The organism is Rhizobium sp. BK399, from assembly GCF_014194695.1.
In the GTDB taxonomy this organism is placed as follows: Bacteria; Pseudomonadota; Alphaproteobacteria; order Rhizobiales; family Rhizobiaceae; genus Rhizobium.
On the sequence record NZ_JACIAH010000027.1, the window covers coordinates 1 to 22,877 of the forward strand.

Annotated in this window: 24 protein-coding genes and 1 pseudogene; 9 read left to right on the forward strand and 16 right to left on the reverse strand. The window is 58.7% G+C overall.

Annotation, left to right across the window (positions count from 1 at the left end):
- Positions 1-282: pseudogene (locus FHT97_RS29130) on the forward strand (ParA family protein); the annotation flags it as partial.
- Entirely contained in the window at positions 279-698 is a 420-nt protein-coding gene (locus FHT97_RS31275) for a hypothetical protein (RefSeq protein ID WP_183865009.1), read from the forward strand. The pseudogene FHT97_RS29130 and the gene FHT97_RS31275, both read left to right, overlap by 4 nt.
- Before the next feature lie 63 nt (positions 699-761).
- Here FHT97_RS31275 and FHT97_RS29140 read toward each other — a convergent pair whose 3' ends face one another.
- A complete protein-coding gene (locus FHT97_RS29140; RefSeq protein ID WP_183865010.1) occupies positions 762-926 on the reverse strand; it encodes a hypothetical protein in 165 nt (54 codons plus the stop codon).
- Positions 927-1,194: 268 nt separating this feature from the next.
- Between FHT97_RS29140 and FHT97_RS29145 the strand changes: the two genes are divergently transcribed.
- Positions 1,195-2,409, forward strand: coding sequence for a DUF1173 domain-containing protein (locus tag FHT97_RS29145; protein ID WP_183865011.1), 1,215 nt, complete (start codon positions 1,195-1,197; stop codon positions 2,407-2,409).
- A gap of 262 nt (positions 2,410-2,671) precedes the next feature.
- On the opposite strand, the gene FHT97_RS29150 is transcribed toward FHT97_RS29145, so the two are convergent.
- The 14 genes from FHT97_RS29150 to FHT97_RS29215 all read right to left on the reverse strand — a co-directional run bounded on the left by FHT97_RS29150 (position 2,672) and on the right by FHT97_RS29215 (position 16,098).
- Positions 2,672-2,983, reverse strand: coding sequence for a DUF736 domain-containing protein (locus tag FHT97_RS29150; RefSeq protein WP_183865012.1), 312 nt, complete (start codon positions 2,981-2,983; stop codon positions 2,672-2,674).
- Between the two features lie 728 nt (positions 2,984-3,711).
- The gene (locus tag FHT97_RS29155) at positions 3,712-5,721 is read right to left on the reverse strand and encodes a type IV secretory system conjugative DNA transfer family protein (RefSeq protein ID WP_183865013.1); all 2,010 of its coding nucleotides are present in this window, start codon (positions 5,719-5,721) and stop codon (positions 3,712-3,714) included.
- Positions 5,718-6,743, reverse strand: coding sequence for a P-type DNA transfer ATPase VirB11 (virB11, locus tag FHT97_RS29160; protein ID WP_183758806.1), 1,026 nt, complete (start codon positions 6,741-6,743; stop codon positions 5,718-5,720). The genes FHT97_RS29155 and virB11 overlap by 4 nt, the downstream gene beginning before the upstream one ends.
- Positions 6,709-7,944 carry a type IV secretion system protein VirB10 gene (gene virB10, locus FHT97_RS29165; RefSeq protein ID WP_183865014.1) on the reverse strand — a complete coding sequence of 412 codons (1,236 nt, stop codon included), beginning with the start codon at positions 7,942-7,944 and terminating at the stop codon, positions 6,709-6,711. Before virB10 ends, virB11 begins: the two co-directional genes overlap by 35 nt.
- Entirely contained in the window at positions 7,944-8,741 is a 798-nt protein-coding gene (locus FHT97_RS29170) for a TrbG/VirB9 family P-type conjugative transfer protein (RefSeq protein WP_183758825.1), read from the reverse strand. Before FHT97_RS29170 ends, virB10 begins: the two co-directional genes overlap by 1 nt.
- A gap of 11 nt (positions 8,742-8,752) precedes the next feature.
- Positions 8,753-9,445, reverse strand: coding sequence for a type IV secretion system protein (locus tag FHT97_RS29175; protein ID WP_183865015.1), 693 nt, complete (start codon positions 9,443-9,445; stop codon positions 8,753-8,755).
- Between the two features lie 22 nt (positions 9,446-9,467).
- Positions 9,468-10,496, reverse strand: coding sequence for a type IV secretion system protein (locus FHT97_RS29180; RefSeq protein WP_183865016.1), 1,029 nt, complete (start codon positions 10,494-10,496; stop codon positions 9,468-9,470).
- Complete coding sequence (locus FHT97_RS29185; protein ID WP_183865017.1) at positions 10,496-10,714, reverse strand: hypothetical protein; 219 nt, start codon at positions 10,712-10,714, stop codon at positions 10,496-10,498. Before FHT97_RS29185 ends, FHT97_RS29180 begins: the two co-directional genes overlap by 1 nt.
- Position 10,715: 1 nt before the next feature.
- The gene (locus tag FHT97_RS29190) at positions 10,716-11,417 is read right to left on the reverse strand and encodes a type IV secretion system protein (protein ID WP_183865018.1); all 702 of its coding nucleotides are present in this window, start codon (positions 11,415-11,417) and stop codon (positions 10,716-10,718) included.
- Positions 11,418-11,431: 14 nt separating this feature from the next.
- A complete protein-coding gene (locus tag FHT97_RS29195) occupies positions 11,432-12,535 on the reverse strand; it encodes a lytic transglycosylase domain-containing protein (RefSeq protein WP_183865019.1) in 1,104 nt (367 codons plus the stop codon).
- Entirely contained in the window at positions 12,532-14,943 is a 2,412-nt protein-coding gene (locus FHT97_RS29200; RefSeq protein WP_183865020.1) for a VirB4 family type IV secretion/conjugal transfer ATPase, read from the reverse strand. Before FHT97_RS29200 ends, FHT97_RS29195 begins: the two co-directional genes overlap by 4 nt.
- 3 nt (positions 14,944-14,946) lie before the next feature.
- The gene (locus FHT97_RS29205) at positions 14,947-15,243 is read right to left on the reverse strand and encodes a VirB3 family type IV secretion system protein (protein WP_183758790.1); all 297 of its coding nucleotides are present in this window, start codon (positions 15,241-15,243) and stop codon (positions 14,947-14,949) included.
- Between the two features lie 4 nt (positions 15,244-15,247).
- A complete protein-coding gene (locus FHT97_RS29210) occupies positions 15,248-15,586 on the reverse strand; it encodes a TrbC/VirB2 family protein (RefSeq protein ID WP_183865021.1) in 339 nt (112 codons plus the stop codon).
- 17 nt (positions 15,587-15,603) lie between these two features.
- A complete protein-coding gene (locus tag FHT97_RS29215) occupies positions 15,604-16,098 on the reverse strand; it encodes a lytic transglycosylase domain-containing protein (RefSeq protein WP_183865022.1) in 495 nt (164 codons plus the stop codon).
- Between the two features lie 544 nt (positions 16,099-16,642).
- Here FHT97_RS29215 and FHT97_RS29220 point away from each other — a divergent pair.
- From FHT97_RS29220 to FHT97_RS29245, 6 genes are all read left to right on the forward strand, one after another.
- Positions 16,643-17,215 carry a hypothetical protein gene (locus FHT97_RS29220; RefSeq protein ID WP_183758822.1) on the forward strand — a complete coding sequence of 191 codons (573 nt, stop codon included), beginning with the start codon at positions 16,643-16,645 and terminating at the stop codon, positions 17,213-17,215.
- Positions 17,212-17,955: a thermonuclease family protein gene (locus FHT97_RS29225; protein ID WP_183758787.1), complete on the forward strand. Its 744-nt coding sequence runs from the start codon at positions 17,212-17,214 to the stop codon at positions 17,953-17,955. Before FHT97_RS29220 ends, FHT97_RS29225 begins: the two co-directional genes overlap by 4 nt.
- Before the next feature lie 22 nt (positions 17,956-17,977).
- Entirely contained in the window at positions 17,978-18,514 is a 537-nt protein-coding gene (locus FHT97_RS29230; protein WP_183865023.1) for a hypothetical protein, read from the forward strand.
- A 154-nt stretch (positions 18,515-18,668) separates the two neighbouring features.
- Positions 18,669-18,827 (forward strand): DUF4160 domain-containing protein, encoded by a 159-nt coding sequence (locus FHT97_RS31680; protein WP_259186635.1) that lies wholly within the window; start codon positions 18,669-18,671, stop codon positions 18,825-18,827.
- Positions 18,820-19,230, forward strand: coding sequence for a DUF2442 domain-containing protein (locus tag FHT97_RS29240; RefSeq protein ID WP_183758783.1), 411 nt, complete (start codon positions 18,820-18,822; stop codon positions 19,228-19,230). Before FHT97_RS31680 ends, FHT97_RS29240 begins: the two co-directional genes overlap by 8 nt.
- A 299-nt stretch (positions 19,231-19,529) precedes the next feature.
- On the forward strand, positions 19,530-20,072 hold the full coding sequence (locus tag FHT97_RS29245) for a DUF1003 domain-containing protein (RefSeq protein ID WP_183865024.1): 543 nt from the start codon (positions 19,530-19,532) through the stop codon (positions 20,070-20,072).
- Between the two features lie 72 nt (positions 20,073-20,144).
- On the opposite strand, the gene FHT97_RS29250 is transcribed toward FHT97_RS29245, so the two are convergent.
- Positions 20,145-22,799 (reverse strand): EAL domain-containing protein, encoded by a 2,655-nt coding sequence (locus FHT97_RS29250; protein ID WP_183865042.1) that lies wholly within the window; start codon positions 22,797-22,799, stop codon positions 20,145-20,147.
- Between the last annotated feature and the right edge of the window lie 78 nt (positions 22,800-22,877).

Sequence of the window (22,877 nt, forward strand, 5' to 3'; positions counted from 1 at the left end):
ATGAACGTTCGCACCCGAATTACCCTGCCTGGCCGAAGCCTTGCAGCCTACCGCTTCATTCGTCCTTTCGTCGCTGGCCTCATCGAGGCGAACTACCAGACCATGCTGCTGCAGACGGAGCTGTTCGAGCGCAACGTCTACCGTGACATCCAGAACGGTCTTGGCACGCTGCAGATGCAAGATCTGACCGAAAGCGTGCGCAAGGCGCGCCTTGAGGTAAAGGCCCTGGTCGAGGAGATCGAGCTGCGGCGGGTGGCGGCATCAGATGAGGTGGCAGCGTGAGCAAGGACACAATCGACATTGAGCAGTTCTCGCTTGCACCGCGCCGCGAGCCGGAAGCCAATCGAACCCTGGTGGATGCGAAACGCAGTGTCGGGGCGGCAGATAATCGCAGGGCTCCGCTGACGAACACGGCCAAATCCTTGCCGCCGCAGGCAACGGAAACCTTGTTACCTCGGCTCCCTGAAGAGGAGCGGCGCGGCCGCGCTGCAAAACGTGGCAGCGAACAGCAGGAGGCTGCACGGCGGCTTAAGAACCTGAAGCGGGCAAAGGACCGGGCAGTCCGCTTCTACGTCAACGTGCCGCTGGAGCAGGCGGTGAAGGAGAGGTTGATGCGGGCGGCCCATGAGAACGATGTGAAGATGACCGCGATCCTGCAGGCGGCCATCGACATCTATCTGCAAGACAATGGCTATTGAGAGACAGCATCGAAGGCTGCCGGTCGATCCGGCGGGCTTCGATCAACAAGGGGCAAAGCCGACTCAGAACGGCGGCTCCGGCTCGATGCGGCCGTCGAGTTCGGCCCAGATGACTTCGCGTTCGGCAAGCGCCAGTTCGAGTTCGGCTTCGATCGCCTTGCGCTCCAGAAGCGTTTCGGCATTGCGGGCCTCGGCGCGCAGTTCTTCGATGTGCTGGTCGATGGTCATCGTCGTCTCCGTGACTGATGTGACAGATGACGGCGGCAGGCAGGGCGGGGAGAGACAGGTCAAGGCGCGCATGCGACCGGCAGAGCCGGCGTGCGGAGGAACCAATTTTGTCGCAGCGTAGTGCAGCGAAGCGGAGAGAAAATCGGAGGGGCCGTGCGGCCTTGAGCTGGCTTTGCCCACCCGGCACACTGGCCCGGTCTGAGCTGACAGTTTTAGCTCTCGTGTGGCACCAGTTTTTCCCTTGCGTCCGGGTGCCAAGGGTGCTGTCGTGACGAGGCGCTATCGGTTCGACTGTGTCGAGTGCAGTGAAGATCATAGGGCGTTTGCGGAACTTCTGGGCGATGCCTATAGCAGACGCGTCCGCCCCCTCTGCCTCTGCCGGGATCCCGGTGTGGAAATGTACATCGCAGATGTCGGCGAACAGCTCGTCGTCAAGCGCATGCCGCTGACTGGTGGCCGTCATGATCCGGCTTGCCCATCCTACGAGCTGCCCTACGATCTGTCAGGACTGGGTCCATTGCTGGGCAGCGCGATCAAGCTGGACGGGGCCGACGGACTGGCGTCTTTGAAGTTGGATTTCGCGCTGACAAAGCGGGCAGCGACAGCACGTGCAGCGACCGCCTCGCTGGGCGCCAAAAGCGTTAAGATCAAGGGCAAGAAACTGTCGCTGCGCGCGCTCCTGCATTTCCTGTGGCATGAAAGCGGGCTGACGGAATGGACGGCAAACTGGAGCGGCAGGCGTCACTGGTGGCAGGTCTATCATCATTTGGTCGACGCGGCCGGCCACATGACGGTCAGAGGCGAGGCTCTTTCTGAGTGCCTATTGATACCCGAGCCCTTCAAGACCGAGGACAAGCTTGCGATCGAAGAGCGACGCTCCTACAAGCTCCGGCGCCTTTTCCAGCCATCAGCGGGATCAGGGCGGCTGATGATCCTTGTCGGCGAGGTCAAGGATTTCGCGGGGGCGCGAAATGGTCGACAGATCGTGATCAGGCATATGCCCGGGTTTCGTCTTCATCTCGAGGAGGAAACCTGGAAGAACGTTCAGCGCCGCTTCGAGCCGGAGCTCAAACTTTGGCAATCTGGCGAGACTTCGCATTTGATGATGATCGCGACAATTGCGAGCGGAGACGCTGGCATCCTTACCGTCAACGAAATCGCACTGATGAGCGTGAGCGAACAATGGCTGCCGATCGAGAGTGCCTACGAGCGACAGCTCGTCGAACGTCTGGCCCGCCTGCGGACAAAATCTGTGAAAGGTTTGCGCTTTGATCTTAGCCGCGGTCAGCCTTTTGCCAATGCGACCTTGCCTGAGATGAAGCCGCAGCCGGTCGCGCTTTATATCGTGCCGCCGTCGGCCGACGAGGCATTCGAAGCGGGGATTAAGGAGATGCTCGTCGCAAGACCTGACCTCTCGGCATGGATCTGGCGAGTTGCAGATGGCGAGATGCCTTCGCTGCCGCTGCAGAACAATTCCGTCTGATGTCCCGGACCTGGCATCTGTCGAAGTGGTGGTCCTGCAATGATCACCGCAGGCGCCGTGAAACGTTGCGAAGAGCGCTGGCCGGGTTCTCGTAAGTTCGAGGCGAAGGAGGCGGCGAGGCGCAGGGCGTTAGCCGGGAGCGACGCGACGATCGAGCCTCCGCCGGTAATAACCGGCTTCACAAAAGCAATCTGAACGGCGCGCTCAACAGGTGACATGGGAAATGCCCCGCCCGGATCTGGGCGGGGCCTCATTGCGTGGCCTATCTGCGGGCGCTGCGCGACCAGATGAGCTGCAGTCCTTCCTGGCCCTGGACTTCGGCCAGGGTCGCGTAGATCGGTGCTGCAAACGATGGGTCATCGAGCTTGACCGAGATGTAGTCGCGTTCACTCTCGCGGGCCTGCTTTTGCCACCCGGCGCCGAACTCGACCGTTCCGGCCAGTACCCGGAAGTCCGGGGCGTCTTCCGACGAGCGTTCGACGCGAACGATCTTGGCTTTGACATTGAGGTTGAGGGTCTTGATCGTGCCGGTGAAGCCGTCGCTGGAAGCGGTGAAAGAGCCGATGGTTGCCATTGCTGTCTTCCTTCTGTTGATCGGACCGCGCCCATCGCGGTCTCGATGGCTGTCGATGAGACCGAAGACGGGCGGCGCGCATCTTCAAAGACCGCAACGAAGTGGAGGACGGCCTGGTCGAGGCTTTCTTGTCATCGCGAGGAATGACGGCCCTGGCCGGCAGGGGAAGAAAACGAGCCGGCCGTTGCGCCATGCCGAACGAGCCGAGCAAGGCGAGGCGGTCTTGGGTCAGACAAGCCTCATCGAGACCGCAGTGGAGCGTCTTGTCAAAACGGGGGACACAGCCAGGCAATCACCGAGAAACGCTCGCACGATGCCTTCGCTGCCCGATCGATCCGGCCGTAATTCAGGGCTCTACTTCATCGCATCAAACTTCGGGAGACTCTAGGTTTGACGGGTACTGCCTCTTTGTTGCGCTGGCGCTGCGGCAAGGACAGGATCCGCGTGACACCGTACTGCTTTTGGCCTGCAGGTGAAGGCTGCTGTTCGTGCAGATCGGTACGATTGCGCATTGAACCGCGGCAGTGCACAACGCTTGTCGCTTTGCGTCACCGCCGGCAGAACTTGCGATGTGCCGGCATGATCACGGGCGTGGCTCTCCGAGGTCTTTGATTGATGGCGCAAGCGCCAGCGGCGACACGTTCGTCGTCAATAGTCGGCCCGGCGGCACTTACTCGGCATCCTCGCGGAAAACGAGGCAACAGTCGGCGCCAGGTTTTCTCAGCTGTTCAGCTCACGTCATCGTCGACGGATTCGAGACCGACATCGGTGGGGTCCGGCACTGTGTTTGCGAGAATTTCCTGGATGCTCACGCGTTGCTCGGCCGTCAGAGCAGTGTCGCGAAGAGTTCTTGCAACAATTGCATCAAGGCGCAATGCGGTCATCGAAAGTCTTGCTTCGGAACCGGGGCTGCCTGCGGTCACGACGGAGCGGGACCGTGCCGATGCAACGGATGTCTCGTCGTTGACCGCTTCTGCAATGACGACGGGCGCCGGCACGGGTTCGTCCACGACAGGTCCTTGCTCTTGCTGGAGATCGGTCGCTAGTTCCTCGCGATCTGCCACCATATCCGGCACGGTGGAGTTCGGCGGCAAATCGATTTCGGGGATCTCGACGCTGGCGTAGGTTCCATGGGCTGCAGCGCTTTTGAACGGCTCGACCGCGTGGTAGCGCAGTTTGCCTGCCAGGATCGGCTTTTGACCCTCGACGAGGAGAATTGCCCGATCTTCCGGCATCTGCCGGATCTCCTGCGGCATCATCAGGTCGCGTTCGCGGATCTGTTCGACCCTGGTTCGACGCGGAAGGCCGAGGCGCTCGATCGTGCGTGTTTCCGATTGATAGCGTATCGTCCGTTTGCCGAGCGAGCGCGAGGCGTATTCCGCTGTTGCCTGATCATTGGCACCGAGGATCAGTTGCAGGCCGCAGTTGCCAAGCAGTGAATGGCGGGTCGTTTCTCCGTAGATCTCATCGATGCTTTTGAGATCCTGGACGATGAAAGCCATCTTGATGTTGTAGCCTGCGATATAGGGGAGCTTGTTAAGAACTTCGTCCATGCGCTTTAGCTGCCGGAATTCGTCGAGCAGGAAATAGACCGGCACGGCATTCGGATCATGGTCGCGTGTCAGGAGATCCATCAGCTGCTGCACGAAGAGGGTCAGCAACGGTCGAAGGATGGTCATGTCGGTGATGTTGGGTGCAAGATAGATCGTCACCGGTCGGCGCTGGAGGGATACGATGTTCATGTCGGTGACGGCGGTCGCTGCGACAACGCGTTCGTTACGGAACGGCGCCAGCGCTTTCTGGATATCGAGGAGGGCCGAGCGGGCTGCCCGCTCGTTGAGCGCGATGTATGCGTTGAAGCTGGAGAGCGTGAAGCGGGAGAGATCCTTCTCTTTCTCCTTGAGCGATTTCATCAGGACCTGCAGGTCCTCACCGGTGTTGAAGAAGGCGTTGACCTCGCCGAGATTGCGCCGGTTGCGATAATGCCGGCTCTCCAGGACATAACTGATGACGCCGGCAATTACCTGCTGCGCCAGTCCCTGCCAGACGGCATTATCAGATCCGGCGGACTCGGGGATGAGAATTGCCGCCATATTCTGGATGTCGATGGTCCTTTCGCCGCGATCTGCCCGCACGAAATCCAGCGGGTTCCAGCGATGGGTCCTCGACGCACCTGGCGAAAACAAGAAAACCTGGTTGCCTCTTGCCTTCCGGTAGGCGGCGGTGCGCTCGAATATTTCGCCTTTCAGGTCTGAGACGATCATCGAGCCTTTAAACATCAGGGCATTCGGGATCACGTAACCGACACCCTTTCCGGAGCGGGTCGGCCCAATGATCAGGTGGTGACGGTCGTCCTTGCGTCGAAGGATACGCCCGCCCAGTCGGCCGAAGATATGGCCGTCGCGACGAAACCAGCCGGCGCGTCGGAGTGAGGCAACGTCCTGGAAGGCGGCATCACCAAGCGGGTTCGATGTTCGTCTTATCCCAAAGGCGGCCGCCGCCGCCCCTGCGGCGACTGCAGGAAGCAATGCGGAAAGGGCTGCGACCTGCAACGACCTGTTATCTGCATAGGCAATGAACTGACGCATGGGGGCAAGCGGGTCCGTTGTCGTCATCAGCCTCAGGATCCGGCCATCCCTCCAGACGATTTGCAGGATAAGACTGTAACTCAGCATCCAGATGGCGACTGCGATCAGCAGGCAGAAACAGAAATAGGTAACGAGGTAAGAGCGGCTCATGTCGACTGTGGCGCATAGTGGATTTCGGAAACGCCGCGACGACCTCCGTCACGCCGAAGCTGGATGACGATCGGGATGACCATGCGGATATAGGACATCAGATCCTGCCTGGAGTAACCGGACGTCATGCCTGCCTGCATCATCATCATGGCGAGTTGCTCATAGGCGCCCATCGGCGTATCGGCATGCACGGTCGACATGCTACCGGGATGACCGGTATTGATGGCACGAAGGAACGCGAATGCCTCCGCACCGCGGATTTCGCCGACAAACAGCCTGTCGGGCCGCATGCGCAGTGCTGCCTCAAGCAGCGACTGGATCGTCACCTGAGCCGTGCCCTGATCGCCGCGAGAGGCGAGAAGATGAACGCGATTGCGCTGCGACGGTAAAAGCTCCCGTGTATCCTCGAGTGTCAGGATGCGCTCGTGTTCATCCACCGACTTCAGACAGGCATTCAGGAAGGTGGTCTTTCCGGTCGAGGTGCCGCCGCTGATCAGAATGGAGACGCGGCGCAGAATAGCGGTTTCGATAAAGTCGTGGATGGAGCCGGCCTGAAGCAGTGCCGTCAGGTGATGTTCAGTCTCGCTCGGACCACCGACAGTTACGCAAACCCTGTCCAGCCCGCCACTGTTCCGGTAGTCGGCGAGGCTCAGGTCATTGATGACCTGCTTTCTGATCGAGAGTGCTCCGCCGTCGGGTGCTGCTGGCGGCAGTATGATCTGAATGCGTTCGCCGGACGGCAATGCAGCGCTCAACAAAGGATTGGCGCGGCTGATGAACTGGCTGCTGGCAGCCGCAACCCGCTCTCCGATATGCTCGATCTGCGCGCACGTCAGTGCCGGGATCGCGTGGAATTCCATTGCCGAGGCACCGAGACGTTCGACGAAGACCTCGCCAGGACGATTGACGGAAATCTCCATGACGGATGGATCGCCAAGAAAGTCTGCCAGCGGCGAAAGCGCGCGGCGCAGGAAGTAGTGTGGGTCGTTACCGGAAACGGTCCTGATTAAGGCCTCGCTCATGCTTGATTTCCTTCAGTGCTTCCTGGACCGGATCCGGATACATGGCGGAAAAGTCGAGGTCCTGGCGGACGTAGACAAAGATGCGCTCGCCCTGGTGGACGCTGATCGTTGGCGGGATCTTGAGGTTTTCGGAAAGCGCCTGGTTGGCCATGTCGGAAAATGTCTGGGCTATTGTCTGCCGCGCGAGGTCGGCCGCCTCGCCCGACCGGGAATACCCATCGCTGCCTGTGGCAAACTGGTTGCTGCCATACCCGGTCAGATAGGACGAGCCTGCACCGACGATGGAGAGCAGGATCGCGGAGCCGAAGCGTTCGCGCCACTTGTTGTCAACCCGGCCGGTGAGGCCGGAGCGTCCGAGACTGTCGGCACCTATGCTGTTCAGCCGAACCGAGACCCCGTCATCGCGCAGCAAACGCGTCCAGATTATGAAAATCCGCTTTTGTCCGCGCGTGATATCCGACTGGTATTCGCCGATCAGACGCGTGCCGGTCGGGATCAGCACCCGGCGACCGTCGAAGGAATAGACATCCTGAGATGTGATGGCGCGGATTTGTCCCGGGAGATCGCTGTTTACAGCGGTCTCGAGAATGCCAGGGATAAGGGTTCCTTCGGGGATCAGCGCATCGATGCGGGCAATCTGGCGAGCCTTGGCCGATCGGTCGGCAATGGCGGATGCCGCAGCCAGATACTTGCTGTTGCGGTCCTCGCCGGCAACGATTGCTCCGCCGGCCTCGTTACTGTTCACCGATGCCGCATCGCTTGCCGTTGCCACGATGTCGGCGACGATCTGCTTTGACCGGTATCGTTCCGGGAACACATCCGCTTCGGAAGGAGCCGCGTCGACAGCCGGCGCTGGCGCCGGAGGGGGAGGGACATTGAACTCGCTCGCCTCGGGTTCGGGTGCGGGGGGCGGCGGTGGTGGCTCGGGGATCTGGATGATGTTGTCGGCCGGGGGTGCTACTTCCTTTTTCTCCTCGCGCAGGAATGACGGTGGCCTGAACGTCGTGGTGGAAAACTCCTCGTCTTCCTGCAGGGCATTTTGAGCCGGCTTTTGCGGCGAAAGAACGAAGACATAGGCAAGCGCTGCTCCGCCAAGCACAAGGGCAGTGCCGCCAAGCATGCGCTTTCCTCGAACGTGCCTGTCACGCACTTCGGCTTCATCGGCGGCAAGCATTGCTTCCAGTTCCGGAGAGCGCTGCATCAGTTGCCGCTCCTTCGACGAATGCTTGCCTTGTCCTCCGGGGAGGGTCCAAGGATTGCCGGATCCGGCCCGCCGAAGTCCGGTTGTCCCAAATTGAAAATACAGGTCCAGTCATTTCCATCGCGCAGCGTGTACTGGACCGCCGTGCCGTCAACGACGAGGTAGTCTGCTTCGCGCCGCATGTTGCGAAGCGTCTCACTGAAATCATCGTTGACGGCAAAGATTGCCGGCACCTTGGAACCGAACTTGAAGAAGGTCTTTTTGCCATCATCGAAGACCATCAGCGGCTTCAGGCCGGGATTGCCGGAGAACGAATAGTTTATGTTGACGTTGGCCTTGTCGATGCCTGAGATGTTCGGATAGGAGGCGCGGGCTTCTGCCTCTTTCAAGAGAGACCTGTTCAGGTCCCGGTCCGGGTAGACAAAGCGGATGCCGAAGACCTGTCTTTTGTCCTCGGGCGCAAAGTCGTCGAGCTCCAGATAATAGATCCTTTTCGTGGTCACGACGTTGAGGTTGGTCGCTACATTCCTTGCCTTCGGCTTGACGAAGAGAATATTGCCCTTGTCCGTCGGCACCACGTCCCAGCTTTCGGTGTCGCCAACAGCGATGGTCTCGAACGTCTCGTCCTCGTCGAAGATGATCATGGTCGAAATCCCGTAAGTGGCGGAGACCCGCACGACGTTTTCGGGCTGGTAGACGACACGGGTCACACGCGGATCAAGCCGGCCGGCGGATGGTGTCTCCGCACTTGCCAAAGGCAGGGCTTGCGCAAGAACGGCGAGAGCCGCGGCAATCATTCTATAGCCTCTCACTGGTTATTCTCCGTCACGGTTTCCTGGTCGCGCCGGTAGTCATAGACCTGAAAGCCGAGCGGATTTTCAAAGCGCCACTCATTGGTCGCAGGCGTATCGGTGTAGCGATAGCGCACCACGGCAATCCAATGGCGGGTGATGGTATCCGTGTCGGAAATTTCACTTGTCGAGAAACGGACGATCCCGGTCGAGCTGTTCGGAAACGTCACCGATGCAATTTCGGTTGTCACCTTCCTGTTCTTGCCAAAGACCCTTGCGGGATTCTTCGCATTGGCGGCGCTATAAAGCTCCTTCAGCTCGCGCGCGGCATTGCCGGTCGACAGCAATGCGGCAACCCCGAAATTTTCTTCGATGGCGTAGGGATCATAACCCTCGCGGGAGCGGATGTAGCGAACGATGTTGGCCTGGGTGATCGCCTGCTGGTCGGTGAGACTGGCGGGCCGGGTCAGGCCACTCTTGACTTCGACATAGCCGGTATTCCTGTCGACCTCGACGATATAAGGCTCGAAGCTTTTGAGCGGGACGATGAGGACGAGCGCCGAAAGGGCAAGCACCGTAATGCCTGCGAAGACCGAGGTCACCAGCCAGGCAAGCGTTCGCGATCGCTTCGCCTTCTTGACGATTTCCTGTTCCCAGATGTCTCCGCTCTGGTAATAGGTGCGAAGATCAAGTTCCTTTGTGTCAGCCATCGTTCAAGCTCTTTGTGATGGTTCAGCCGGGAAGGCCCTGTCTGGAAATTTTTGCTTGCATGGCGTTGCGCGCGCCGGAAGCAGCGGGATTATTATCGTTCGTGGTGAAGCGGCTTGAGAGTGAACGGCCAGCGCGATAGGCGCGCCTGGCGCCGCCTGTCGTTGCACCCGCTGCGTTGATCGGAAGTCGCAACCCAAGCAGGGCCGACGTTCTTGTTGCAGCGCTCCCGACGCCATAGGCGATACCGCCTGCGATCCCTTGCCCGATCGACTGGATGTAAAGCATCACGAATCCGCCGGCGAGACTGAGCAGCAGGAAGCCGGCAATGTCGGGAAGTGTCAGCGTGCGGGAATTGCTTGCTGCGTCGATCTTCGTCAGCTCCGGATCCATCGCGGAAATCAGGAAGGCAGCAATGACGTAGATGAAGAGCGGGATCAGCGCATAGGTCAGCACCTGGTTGAACCAGCCCATGCCGTAGGCCCGCGTCCGGTCAAACAGCAGGCAGGCGATGAAGATCGGAGCGGTGCCGATTAGGACCCAGAGCATGACCTTGGCAAGGATGAGGATGGCAAGCGCTATGGCGATGAAGATGCCAGCACCCGCCATGATCAGGATACCGATCATGCTTGGCAGGATGGAGAAATAGCCGGACTGTTCCGCAAACACCGATGCTGCTTCATTGGCGGTGTTCCAGATCTGCGACAGACCGTTTGTCGGCTCGGTAATCCCCGTGCCTGAGGCAGCCAGAATGGCGCGACCGGCATCCTCAGGCGTGTCGCTGAGCCAGCGATAGAAGAGATTGTCGAAATTTGCCCAGGAGCTGACAAGGGTGAGGATCAGCATCATCCTGACGAGCCTGCCAATGACCTCGCCGACGGAAAGTCGTGACGTGCCCATGACGAGCTGCAAACCGTACCAGGCGACATAGGCCATGAACATGACGCGAAGGAGCGGCATCAGCTCATCACCGACGACAGTATAGGCCTGCGCCGAAAAGCTCGATCCTGTCTCTTCGATGCGCTGAAGAAGGTCGCCGAGGAAGTCCTGCATTACCGGCTGTCCTTCCGGGCGGGATCGACAATGCCGATCGCGTCAAACGCGGCCACCGGATCGTTAAGGCGGTGCATGGCGCCGCAATCGCTTCTTGGATCGGGGGCATAGGCAAGCGGGCCTGGCCGTTTGCACGGAGCGGACTTTTCCCTTGCGCTGCCGCAGCCCGTCAGGAAAACAGCGCAGGCTGCGGCAATGACCAAAAGCTTTTGGATCATTCTACTTGCCTAAGCTCAGAAGTTTCTTGGTGTTCGAAATATCGGTAAGCCGGCGCTGGTTTTCGGCCTGCAACGATGACACGGCGCCATTCATCACTCCGATCATCTCGTTAAGCGTCAGGCCGGATTGCACCTGCAACTGGGTATTCTGGTCGATCGATCCCTTGATGTCCTCGGCCGCACCAATATGCGCTCCAGCCTGCTGAAAAGCATTGCGGCGGGTCTTAAGTGCCGTCTGGGAGCCGTTGATGAGGGCTGAGACGCCAAGCACCGTGTTGACGAGCTGCTCATAGGATTTATCGCCGGAGAAGCCGCTTTCATCCTTTCCCGACAGGCTTTTGACGAGTTGCAGCCCGTTGACGAAGGTTGCTGCTGCTCTTGCGACATCACCGTTCAAGGATCCGAAATTCGGCGCCCCCTGCTTCAGGATACCGTCAAGGGATGGGATCGATGAAGCACTGAAGCCGTTACCGACCGCGAGATCCTTCAAGGGGGCTGCCGTGCTACCGCGATCTCCGGTGACCGCCTTCAATGTGTCCTGGACGGTCGTCAGAATGTTCTTGTTGGTATCCAGGATCTTGTCCGTGGTCTCGGCGGTCTGCTTCGCCACCTGGTAGTTGGTCCTGTCAATGACCGGCACGTCGGCAAGGGCTGCCGGTGCAGAGGCAAGCAGGAGGCAAACGGCTACAAGTTCATGTCTCATTGCATCTTCTCCCGTCATTGAGGGTGCAGCAGGAGCTGCACCTGTTTCTCGTCGGATCTCTTCTCGACGCAAGCCCTGGCCTCGTCGCTCCACGTCAGGTTTTGTCGCGGATCACATAGTTGGATCGTGTCGCCGGATTGCCGGACCTCGCTGATTGATGATGACTGCGAGGAGCCCGAGAGGCTGGCGGCGGAAACGGCATTGCGGGAATTGATCAGCTCGGCCATTGCGGCCGTCAACTTGATGACATTATTCATCATCTCGAGGTTGGCGTTGCGCGCAGAGGAATTCTGATCGAAGCTTTCCTGCACGGTTCCAGGTGCTGCGGCGCTGAGCTGACGGTACCAGCGCGTTACGTCGCCAAGACTTGCCGATGTTGAAGCAGTCGTTCCCATGGCGAGCAACGTGGAGGAGCGCACGCTGGTGAAGGCGGTTTCGCCTCCACCAAAGTTCAGGGGGATTGCCGATTTGTCCGAGCCGCCAAACGCGGGCAGCCAAGCCTTCGTGATGAGACCGACATAGCCTTGAGTTTCCTTGAAGGGAGGAATACCGCCGTATTTGCTGACATTGCCAGGCCCTGAATTATAGGCGGCAAGCGCCAGGTTGACGTTGCCGCCAAAACCTTGAAGTTGGTCCTTGTAGTAGCGTGCGCCACCACGCAGGTTCTCTTCGATATTGTTGATATCGACGCCAAGGGCTGCGGCGGTCTCCGGCATGAGTTGGGCAAGGCCGGTCGCTCCGGCTGCTGACCTGGCACATGGATTAAAGCGGCTTTCCTGGTAGACCAGCGCGAGAAGCTGGTTCTCGTCCACGTGCTCCTCACGGGCGATACGACGAACGAGGCCCGCGATTTCAGGATTTGCCTCAGCAGCACCAACCGGATCGTTGCGGCGTCCGGGCCGATACATGGAGCAGGTGACCGAGGTATTCATGATGTAGCGATTGTGCTCGATCACTTCGAGATTGCCGGTTACCCGCGCGCGATGCTGACGCAGGCCAAGTGCAGAACGATCGATCGTCGGCACATCGGCTTTGGCAACGTCGGGTGCGGCAACGAAGCTTGCTGCCGCAAAGGTGATCACTGCCAAATGCGACCTCGGTGCATCGCGGCCTCTCATGGCTGATCCTCCCAGCCACAGAAGCGGGCAAGCCAGGCTGCCGGAGCGCTGCCACGCTCAGTGCGCAGGCGCTCGCATTCCTCGATGGTTTCCTTGCGGCCGGATAAGACCTTGACGAGGTCCTGCATCAGGGTGAGGTCGAGCCTGGCAATGACGCTGTCATTGCCGTGCTTGATCAGGAACGTGCGCTTTTCAGGCGCGGTGGTGCGGATGAAATTGAATTCCTTTGCCGTCAGACCGAAGCGGTGGACATAGCTTTCTTCGTCAGCACGCGGGTTGGGGAAATGGATGTTGGTGGCAGACTGTTCGATCAGTGTGTGGGCAGCTGGCGAGCGCACGATATCGGCGGCTGATTGCGTGCCGAAGCCGACGATCCCGTTCAGCTTACGGATGGTCTTCATCTTGTCGACGATGAAGTCACAAAAGGTCTGATCCCTCAACAGACGCCAGCCTTCATCCATGAAGATCATGACCGGCGTGCCGTCGAAGAGTTCTTCGAGGCGGTGATGAATGTACATCAGCGCCGGTGTGCGCACCTCGTCATTGTCAAGGATGCTGGTCATGTCGAACCCAAATATCCGACGGTCGCTGAACGACAGGACATCTTGGCTTGCGTTGAACAGCCAGGCCTTTTCGCCGTCGATCCAGGGACGAAGCCTGGCATGAAGATCGTTCTGCTCGGCACGTGATCGGCCGGTCAGAAGTCCGGCAAGGTTCGGCAAGGTTCGCTCTGCCGCAGGCTCTTCCATGAGCCGCAGGATGGCGCGCTCCAGTGTATCTTCTTCCTGCTGGTCGAACACTGCATCACGGTGATTGCGAAGCATCGCCTTCAGCAGCCGAAGCAGGAATTCCCGGTTTTGTCCGGTGTTTTCAAGCTGCAGTGGATTGAAACCTGTCGGGGTTCCCGGCGACAGGATCTCATAGGCACCATTCATCGCCCGAATGAAGATCTCTGCGCCACGATCCTTGTCGAAAAAGATGGCTCGAGGCGTGGGCCTGATCCGGAAAGCCTGTGCCATCAAAAAGGTGAGAGCCACGGTCTTGCCCGAACCGGTGGGGCCTGTGACCAGGAAGTGACCGGTATCACGCTGGTGAAAGTTGAACCAGTAGGGTGTCTGGCTCGTGGTCTCCAGGATGGTGACTGGACGACCCCAATGCACACCCAGCCTCTTGCCAGCGGCAAAATTGTGCATCGAGGAAAGCCCGGAGAAATTGGCACTCGAGAGTAGTGCGCGGCGCGCAATATAGGCTTGATTGCCGGGCAACTGTGCCCAGAAGGAAGCCTCCAGGTTCAGGTCCTCGCGCAACCAGTTGATGTTCATGTCTGTCAGACAGGCGCCGAGATCTGCGACTGACTTGTTGACCCCTGTCATGTCGCGCGACAGGCATAGCAGGGAGAGATGATGGAAACCGAAGACAGCTTCCTGGTTGAGCAGACTGTTCAAGGCGAAATCGACATCGGTTTCGACATCGCTGCCGGCCTCGTCGGATGCGCCGATCTGCCGTTTCAGCCTTGTGATCCTCTCCTGGGCGATTGGCTTGTCGACGAGCGTAAAGGACTGGGTGAGTATGAACTCGTGGTTCACCTGCAATAGCCCGTCGAGCATCCCGGGACCAGTGAAGGGCGGATATTCCTTGATGGAGAGCATGGCGCCAAAGCGGTCATCCTCCCTGATCGGTCCTTGCGCCTGCATGGTGCGCGTGGAAAAATGCAGCCTGGATGTCCCAAGGTAGGTTGCAAGACCCATGCGGGGAAGCCGCATCATCCGCGCAACGCCGCAAGTCAGGAGTGTGTTGAAGAAAGCGGCTGGTTCTGAATAGGGCTCGCCATCAATGCTCGAGATACCAAGGACTGTTGGGCCATATTTGCCGAGATCGCGAACGATATTGCCGACAAGCTCTTCCAACTCTCCAACTGCCTCGCGCAGGTATTCCTGCGACTTGCGGCCGGATGCTCGCCGGAACATACGACGGGCGCGATCACCGAGCGCCAGCGCGCCGTGCGTGTCGGACCGCAAAACAGTGAGATAGAGCTCGTTGGTGAACATGCGTTTTCCGGCAAGTGACGCGGCATAGCGCCGGTCGAGCTCTGTGAGGAACGGATCGTCAAACGCGCCATCTAGCGCGGTATCAAGCCGGCGGCGGACGACCGTTGACCAAAGGGAGAACCGACTTGACCCAAGCGCGCGGATCAAGGTGTTCTGCACGAGCGAGCGCATGTTGATCTCAGCCTGATCCTCCGTCTGGAAGAAGAGCCCGTCCAGCCTGATCGTGCTCGTCAAGGTACCGTCTTCAAGACTGACGACGGTATCCGCCACATGCCTGACGTAGGGGATATGGCGAGCCATGGATCGTTCGCGTTGGCGGACAGAACCGAAGCCGAGTTCCTGGCTGATGACGGCAAGCATAGGTTATGGTCCATAGGAGTTGGTGCCCCAGAACGTCCTGTTCGGTGTTCTCGGGGTGAGACGGGTTATGACCTGCAGCACATCGAGAGCGCGTTGATCCCGACTGCACAGCGTGAAAAGAACGACAAAGGCAATCGGCGCGGTCAGCAGCGCCCATAGTTCATTGCTTATCAGCCAGGCGATGATTGTCAGCCCAATGACGATGACCGCGGCCATGTAAGGAACGCCCCAAACGGTTGGTGAGCGTGTCAGACCGATCACCAAGGGGGTGAGGTGAGGCTTATCGTCGTCGCTAGTCATGATCCTAGTTCCCGACGGTCGATATCAATTGGTCGACGATGGCAGGCGCCCCGAAGACGAGACCGATCCCAAGGACGACAGCACCAGCGGTGAACCAGCTCAGACGCCCCGCAAAGGCGAGGAAGCCGAGACCAATGACGGCGATGATGGCAACCAGCCGACCGAAGGGACCGGTGATGAAGTCGACGACCGCCTGTACCACTGTCTGCAAGGGAGCAAACGCCTGATTGGTCGCTTGCGCCAGTGCGGCGTCTGCAAAGATCAACTGCACCAGGATAACTGCACACGTCATGGCCGTAGCTCGCGCCAAGACCTCTTGAAGATGAGACAGGACGGGCTTCATAACCTTCTCCTTCTGGTTCAGAACTGCATGACCCCGCCTTTGAATTGCGGTGGACGAGCGCCAATGGTGGTGCGGCCGATGACGTCGGTTTCCTGTCCAGAACCGCCTTTTGTTGGCTCCGTGGTAAAGGTGAGACCGAGTTGGTGATTGATCACGGAGGCCACATAACGGACGGTCTCCGGATAGGCTGGGACCCCACCATTGTCGTGGATGGCCTTTGCACCAGCGTTGTATGCGGCAGCAGCAATGATCGGATTCTTGAACTCGTCGAGAAGGGCGCGCAGGTGGCGTATCCCGCCATCGATATTCTGAACGGGGTCGCAAACGTCGATGACGTTGAGGAGCCGTGCGGTGTCAGGCATCAGTTGCATTGGTCCCCGAGCACCCCCAGGACTGTTGCGAACCCTGTCAAAGCGGCTTTCAGTCCAGGCGATAGCGAGCGCCAAGTCAGGATTGACCTCGTACCTGCCGGCACGATCAACCACCAGGGCCTTGACGTCGTCAACAGACATCGACGATGGGCCACAGGGTGCGGGGGCAGAGGACGGAGCCCGAGTATGGACTGTTTTGGTTCTATCCGGACCTGCCGACTTGTCATGCTTCTCGATCGCGGGATTGACGTGAGCAGCAGAAAAAAGCGAACCAATATAGTTCAAAAGGGAAGGGGCCGATAGGCGGTCGATTGCGGCGGTCGCCATGCCCGTCCGTGTTTGAGTGGCCCGCCCCTCGGTATCGGTAAAGGCAACGACTCCAGGTGCTGCTTGTCGGTTCACTTCACCCGCAGCGCCGGCTTTATCAGCAGTCTCGGTAGGTTGAGCCCAGGCCGTGACGGATTGCAGGGATGCGAGTGTGATCACAATAGGGATCCAGCTTTTGCGTGGCATGAAACTACCCCTGCGTTCAATGTAAAATGAAAACATATCAAAAATTGCTACTTGTCAATCCCGAAAATGAACTGTTATAGTTTGCAAACTGCCCCCGGCCCGATGTAAGGGGGATGGGATGGGAATAGCGGTTTTGGTTCATCAATCGAAAAACGTCGCGCTGCTGGCGGCAATGCTTGTGGTCCCATCGCAGGTCCCGGCTGCGGCCCCAGTCGACCGCGCCTACATCAAGTCACTTGAGGCCCCTGGAAAGACAGTTCTTGTGATCGAGTACTACGACGGAGCCAACACGGTGGCGTCTCGAAAGGGATATGCGTCTGCCGCCGGTTTTCGTGCGGTCTCTGCCCTTGACGTTCGCGTCGATAGCGAAACGACCCTGCACCTCTACGGTGTAGAGCCGTGCGAAGGCGAGATGGTAAACCGACGGGAAGGATTTTCCGGCAGCTGCTCGGACTTTGGGCGGCAGCATCTTCAGATTCTTCTCAAGTCGCCGAAGGTGATCCTCTGCCGGGCATTCGTTTCGGAGGAAAATGCGCCGCGGCAGGACGTTACCTGCTTCGGTTATTATTACTTCCCTGGCGTGCTCGACAGCATCGACAATTTTGAGGAACAGCTGCTTTCTATCGGCGCGCTCAGACTGGCAAAGAACCAGGACGGCTCCCCGATGCGGCCGGATCTTGTAGATGCCGAGAAAATCGGACGCCACGGCTATGGAATGTGGGCCGATCCGAGGACGCGGCCATGACAATCGCGAATTGTTTCGGAGACTTCAACTGTCGCGCCTGCGGCGCGATGTGGAACGTAACGGTGCCGCCACTAGGGGCGGTCGGTATGATGGTGGTCGTTACCATCACCACCGCGACTACCTCTCATAGCGCAGACGCGATCAACGCACAGCCATTGTCGTCGCGACAGCATTCGAGCTCACTCGAACTTGCCGGCAGGGCATCCGTCATCGATGGGCGCACGCTGCTCTTTCCCGAACATGGACTAAGGGTAACGCTCGCGGGCATCGACGGGTGCGACCTTGCGCAATGGGCATTCAATGGCGACGTGCGTAACGCAGCTGGCGATCGCCTGAAACCGGTGCCCTGCGGTGCCTTCGCAAAAGCCTGGCTGAAGAGGTCGATTGGAGCCCACGGCGTCGAATGCCGGATCGAGGGGAGAGGATATCTTCGCACCGGACGTTGTCGCGCCGGTAATCGTGACCTTGCTTTCGAGCTTTTGAGGGTTGGCTGGGCAAGAGTTGCGCCTTGGAACACCGGCGTTGCCGCGTACCGGCTGGCGCAAAGGCGCGCCATGGACGCCCGTTATGGCATGTGGGGGACGTATGTCCTCGACATGAACGAGTGGGGGCAGAAGGCCATCGATCGCACGGCCAGCCGACGGCCTATCGCCGATTATAATTTACTGCGCCAACGACGCGCTGAGATTTCACCGCCATTTGTTGATGCCAAGCGATTACCGAAACGCACCGACCGTTGATCGTTTACCGGAGACCGTTGGGATGAAGTCTATCCTCCTTTCCGTTCTACTGCTGTCGAGCGCCGTGAACCATGCAGCAGCCGATGAATGGGGCTGCGAAGTCCTTCTTTGCGCTGCCTTGTCTGATCCATCCTGGCATGACATTGCAGAATGCCGTCCCCCCATGAGCCGGTTGATTTCGGCCATGAAAAGGCCGGGCTTTTCCTGGCCGACATGTCCGGAGGGCGGTGCTGGAAAACCGGGTTTCGAGAAGTTTGAAGATTGTCCATCAGGCTGGTCACCAGCAGCTGGCGGATTCATGAGTGGACACCACCCGGGTGAGCTGTCGCAGTGCATTCGAAAAGGAAGCGACTGTTGGGAAGGCAGGATTGTCGGAGAAACGAGAGGCGGGCGTCTTTCAAGTGTGGAGCGAGGCGATGTCACCCGCGTTTATCACAGCCGCTGGCGATGTGATTATGTGGACTACATGGCGCGGCCCAGACGGGAAAAGCCCTACTACTTCGACATTGTCGATGATGGCAATGCCTCGTCCAGAAGGGTTTACTTCGACTTGAACTGACCTCCACCCGCGCTCAAGAGCTGGCCTCCATAATGGCAGGCTGGCGCTTCTCGGCCTTGAAAAAACCCAACTTGTTAGGTTAAATGACAATGGTCAGAGTTCTCCGCGAAGCTGGCATGCGTTTTGTTACACGGATGATCATGAACCGGCGCATGTGCATGTTTATGGAAACGCCGAGGTCAGAATCAATATTCTCCGCCTCACGGTATTATCGAACCGTAGAATGATGAAGCGGGACTTGGGTGTGGCCCTTGCGATTGTTCAAGCAAACCAGCGCCTGTTCACCGAGAAATGGGAGAGTATTCATGGGTGAGATTATCTTCGACGATCATCACTATCGAGACGCTACCCTGAAAAGGGCCGCAGAACGAGCCCATGCGCCGATCCCAGCGACGGTTCGCTTTGATGAAGCGTCCGGGCGTATCGTCGTTGATTTTACGAACGGTGCGGCTTTCATGTTGCCTGCCCGTTCGATACAAGGTCTTGAAAAGGCGACGGTTGCCCAGTTGGCCGAAGTCGAGCTTCTAGGCGAAACAGGTTTGCACTGGGAAAGTCTGGACGTGGACTTTACAATTTCGGGATTGATGAACGGCATTTTCGGAACTGCAAAGTTCCTGGACGCGCAGCGCCGAGGCGGTCAATCCCGATCTGCTGCGAAGATCGAGGCGAGCCGTGCCAACGGTGCAAAAGGCGGACGGCCCCGGAAGATCCGCTAGGTTGGCGGAGAAGTCCTGACTGTTCCAAGGGCGATTGGGTCCTGAAGCGAATGCATCTCCCAACCCGGTGTATGGAGGTTTGGTCTGGCCACGCCACAAATTTGAAGTTGTCATCACAACGACTTAATCAAACCGAGACCATAGCCGGGCATTGAGCTCCGCCTGGAACAGACCTGCCATAATCGACAGGGAGTGCTGCGCGTTATCGTTCAATACAACTCCGTCGCATCCATTCCGCTGTGACGCATTGGAACCTCACGCGCAGGACGGGGTTTTGTTCGCAAGCCCGGAGCATCAACATGGCAGCTTCCAATTCCACGTCTCAGTCGAGTGTTTCAAGCCGCCTCGATCGCAATATCGAGGCGCTACTGTCCAGAAGGCGCGAGGAGGAGAGAAAGGCTTCGGCTCAGGACAGGGTTGCAGCAGCTATGACGCATTTTGCGGGTTCGATGACCTTCGTCTACATTAATGCCATCGTGTTCGGAAGCTGGATCCTGATCAATATCGGCGTTCTACCCTTCGTTCCCGCTTTCGACCCGTCGCTCGTCATCCTTGCCATGGTTGCCTCGGTCGAAGCGATATTCATCTCCACCTTCGTAATGATCAGTCAGAATCGGATGGCTGACGCCGACGACAAACGAGCCGACCTCAACCTTCAGATATCGCTACTGGCCGAGCATGAGGCGACGCAGGTTCTGACAATTGTGTCAGCGATTGCGGAAAAGCTCGGAGTGCAGCTTGAGCAAAAGGACGAGATCGAGGAACTGCAAGAGGACGTCACTCCGGAAGACGTGCTCGACACGATGGAGAAGATCTCAAACAGCACCGATGGGCCGTCCTGACGTTGAGATGAAATTCGATTGGCGTAGGGACAGATTTGTAGTGACCAGTCCGTCTGAAAGCGGCGGTCCTATTCAAACCTCTTGTAGCACGTGATTTGCCAGCATCTCGCTTGCGGTCTGCGGTTTGCCAAACAGGTATCCCTGGCCCGTCTCGCACCGCAGGTTTTGGAGCGCTTCCATCTCAGCCTCGCCTTCGATGCCTTCCGCAACGATCTCCAGGCCGAGACCATGGGCAATCGACACGATGCCCTTTACGATCTCCATGACGCCGGCGTCCCGCGTCAACCTGCGCACGAAGGACTGATCGATCTTGAGCTTGTCGAGCGGAAGGTCGGCGAGATAGCTCAGCGAGGAATATCCTGTTCCAAAATCGTCCAATGCCAGAGCGACGCCCGCAGCACGTAATGCGGCCATTTTTTCGGTCGAGCGTGCATTATTGTCGAGAAACGTCGATTCAGTCATTTCGATGCAGAGTCGGGATTTGGGCAACCTGCTTAACGCAAGAGCCAGCCTCACTTCCGCTTCGACGTCTGAGCGTTCGAACTGGATCGGCGAGACGTTGACGGCGACTATGCCATAGGGCCACCTTGAAGCTTCGATACAAGCCTCCATGAGGACCCAGCGGCCAATTTCGCAGATCAGCCCTGATGTCTCGGCAATTGGCACGAACTCAGCTGGCGATATGAGGCCGAGCTCAGGATGTCGCCATCGCAATAGGGCCTCCGCGCCAACAAATCTGCCGGTGGCGAGATTGATCTGCGGTTGAAACAGCAGAAAGAACTGACGCTCTGCCATTGCTGTTCGCATGTCGGCTTCAAGGCGACGGGAACGTGCCTGAGCTTGGGCCGTGGCCGGGTCAAACATCGCCCAGCGCGTCGACCCTGCCTTGGCCTCATAAAGCGCGGATTCAGCGGCGCGCAAGGCCTCCTCCGGATCTGTCGGCCCCAGCGGTGCGGCTCCCAGTCGAACAGAGACATTCGTCCGCATATCGTTCGCGAAGAGGGGCTCGTCAAAAAGCGAAACGAGATGTTCAGCAACGACCGCTTTATCCTGGATTTCCTCGAGCCATGCGATCGCAAAAAGGTCACCGTCAATACGCGCAAGCACTGCCTCCACGTTTTCAGAAAGGCGGTTGGCGATTGCTCTGAGCATATTGTCACCGACAGCTCTTCCCAGTGTCGAGCAGATGCGAGAGAACCGATCGACGTCGAGGACCGCGACCATGCCATCGCACCCTTCGATACGCGCGAGAAACTCACGACGACTGAGGAGCCCGGTGAGCTGATCTTCTTCGGACAGCCGCTTCAGCCTGGCTTCGTAGCGCTTGCGGGTGGTGATGTCACGGATGATGATGCAGCCGCCAAATCTTGTTCCGGACTTCGAGATCGCGTCCTCGAGCGGCGAAAGAGTGATGATTGCTTCGTAGTCGAAATGGCTGTCTGCCTCATTTTCGGAAAACTGGACGGTCACTGAGCGAACCAAACCAGGACTTGCGGCAAACTGATGGACCAGTTCACCAAGGGCTCGGGAGACGCGCTCATTTACGGCGGCGAGAATATCGGCGCCAAGATCGGATTTCAGGATCGATCTTGCCGACTCGTTGATCTCCACAATCTTCAGGTCGTCGCCGAATGCCACGATGCCATCCGAGCTATTGGAGATGATGCGGGCCATCAGGCGCCGTGTATTGCTGGCGTTTGTCCTGGCGATGGCTGCGACTACCTGGCCGAGGTCGATGCGCTCGTTCAATGCAAGAACCCATGCGAGGAAGAGCAGCATCCACGGTACCGCGGTTCGGATCACGAACGCAAAGTCCCTCTGGAGAAGATATGCGGCGATCTCGCCGATCAATCCGAATGCTGCGAGCAAACCGCTCGTTCTTGTCATGCCGATGTAGCGAAAGGAAAGCAGGGCCGCGATGAGGCAGGTCGCCAGTAGAAGCTCGAGCGGTCGTTGACCGAATGTCTTGAGTGTGCGGCCCTGAAGCAGTGTTTCGGCCGCCAGGACGTGAATCAAAGGCCCAGCTAGCGCGCCGTAGACCGGGACGGGGAAAATGTCCTTGAGTTCGGTTGCCGAACCACCGACGACGACCGAGCGGCCGGCAAGCTCAGCGGCTCCGACCGTACGGTCAAGAACGTCCGACAGGGAGTAGGTTGGCACGCTTTGCGGTGTGATCGAGAAATCCACCAACTGGCTTTCGATCGCTGCCGAGGCGCCGCCAAGTGCGGCGGCCACGGATGGCGTGGGAGTACCGTTATCAATGTCCCCAAGCGAGAACCGTCTGACCAATCCATCCAGGTCAAGTGAAACATTCGCGAAGGCCGGCCAGGATTTGTCGAGGAGTTGAGGGATAGGTCTTGATATCTCGGTTTCCGACGAATTTGCCGACGCTTGCTGGCGAAAAAGGGGAAGCAAGACGCCTGTGCCTGCGCGTTCCAGCGCAGCTGAAAGGAGCGCGTCTTCTTCGGCAGTGGAGGGCGTTGAAAAATCGATATCCAGCACGATGTCGCCGACCTTGGCAGACACGAGCCTGTCCAGCAGCTCTCCATAAAGACCCCGCGGCCACGGCCATGTACCAACCTGATCGATGCTACGTTTGTCGATCGCGACGAAAACGATCTTTCCGGATGCAGGGCGTTCGGCCAGGGAAAAGCGTTTTGCAATCAGCGCGTGGTCCAATTGTACGATTGGACGAAGGTCGGCGCAAAACGCCGCGACACCCAGCATCCCTGCTATGATGATGCAGCGAGACGCGGTCGCTCCAGCGAAACTGCTGGCAACCCGCAGCAAATTCGCAGCTGCCTT

Excerpts from the sequence above, each read along its gene's own strand:
- FHT97_RS29140 (WP_183865010.1), bottom strand. The coding sequence starts at position 926 with ATGACCATCGACCAGCACATCGAAGAACTGCGCGCCGAGGCCCGCAAT.
- FHT97_RS29150 (WP_183865012.1), bottom strand. The coding sequence starts at position 2,983 with ATGGCAACCATCGGCTCTTTCACCGCTTCCAGCGACGGCTTCACCGGC.
- FHT97_RS29155 (WP_183865013.1), bottom strand. The coding sequence starts at position 5,721 with ATGAGCCGCTCTTACCTCGTTACCTATTTCTGTTTCTGCCTGCTGATC.
- virB11 (WP_183758806.1), bottom strand. The coding sequence starts at position 6,743 with ATGAGCGAGGCCTTAATCAGGACCGTTTCCGGTAACGACCCACACTAC.
- virB10 (WP_183865014.1), bottom strand. The coding sequence starts at position 7,944 with ATGCAGCGCTCTCCGGAACTGGAAGCAATGCTTGCCGCCGATGAAGCC.
- FHT97_RS29170 (WP_183758825.1), bottom strand. The coding sequence starts at position 8,741 with ATGATTGCCGCGGCTCTCGCCGTTCTTGCGCAAGCCCTGCCTTTGGCA.
- FHT97_RS29175 (WP_183865015.1), bottom strand. The coding sequence starts at position 9,445 with ATGGCTGACACAAAGGAACTTGATCTTCGCACCTATTACCAGAGCGGA.
- FHT97_RS29180 (WP_183865016.1), bottom strand. The coding sequence starts at position 10,496 with ATGCAGGACTTCCTCGGCGACCTTCTTCAGCGCATCGAAGAGACAGGA.
- FHT97_RS29185 (WP_183865017.1), bottom strand. The coding sequence starts at position 10,714 with ATGATCCAAAAGCTTTTGGTCATTGCCGCAGCCTGCGCTGTTTTCCTG.
- FHT97_RS29190 (WP_183865018.1), bottom strand. The coding sequence starts at position 11,417 with ATGAGACATGAACTTGTAGCCGTTTGCCTCCTGCTTGCCTCTGCACCG.
- FHT97_RS29195 (WP_183865019.1), bottom strand. The coding sequence starts at position 12,535 with ATGAGAGGCCGCGATGCACCGAGGTCGCATTTGGCAGTGATCACCTTT.
- FHT97_RS29200 (WP_183865020.1), bottom strand. The coding sequence starts at position 14,943 with ATGCTTGCCGTCATCAGCCAGGAACTCGGCTTCGGTTCTGTCCGCCAA.
- FHT97_RS29205 (WP_183758790.1), bottom strand. The coding sequence starts at position 15,243 with ATGACTAGCGACGACGATAAGCCTCACCTCACCCCCTTGGTGATCGGT.
- FHT97_RS29210 (WP_183865021.1), bottom strand. The coding sequence starts at position 15,586 with ATGAAGCCCGTCCTGTCTCATCTTCAAGAGGTCTTGGCGCGAGCTACG.
- FHT97_RS29215 (WP_183865022.1), bottom strand. The coding sequence starts at position 16,098 with ATGTCTGTTGACGACGTCAAGGCCCTGGTGGTTGATCGTGCCGGCAGG.
- FHT97_RS29220 (WP_183758822.1), top strand. The coding sequence starts at position 16,643 with ATGCTTGTGGTCCCATCGCAGGTCCCGGCTGCGGCCCCAGTCGACCGC.
- FHT97_RS29225 (WP_183758787.1), top strand. The coding sequence starts at position 17,212 with ATGACAATCGCGAATTGTTTCGGAGACTTCAACTGTCGCGCCTGCGGC.
- FHT97_RS29230 (WP_183865023.1), top strand. The coding sequence starts at position 17,978 with ATGAAGTCTATCCTCCTTTCCGTTCTACTGCTGTCGAGCGCCGTGAAC.
- FHT97_RS29240 (WP_183758783.1), top strand. The coding sequence starts at position 18,820 with ATGGGTGAGATTATCTTCGACGATCATCACTATCGAGACGCTACCCTG.
- FHT97_RS29245 (WP_183865024.1), top strand. The coding sequence starts at position 19,530 with ATGGCAGCTTCCAATTCCACGTCTCAGTCGAGTGTTTCAAGCCGCCTC.
- FHT97_RS29250 (WP_183865042.1), bottom strand. The coding sequence starts at position 22,799 with ATGCTGGGTGTCGCGGCGTTTTGCGCCGACCTTCGTCCAATCGTACAA.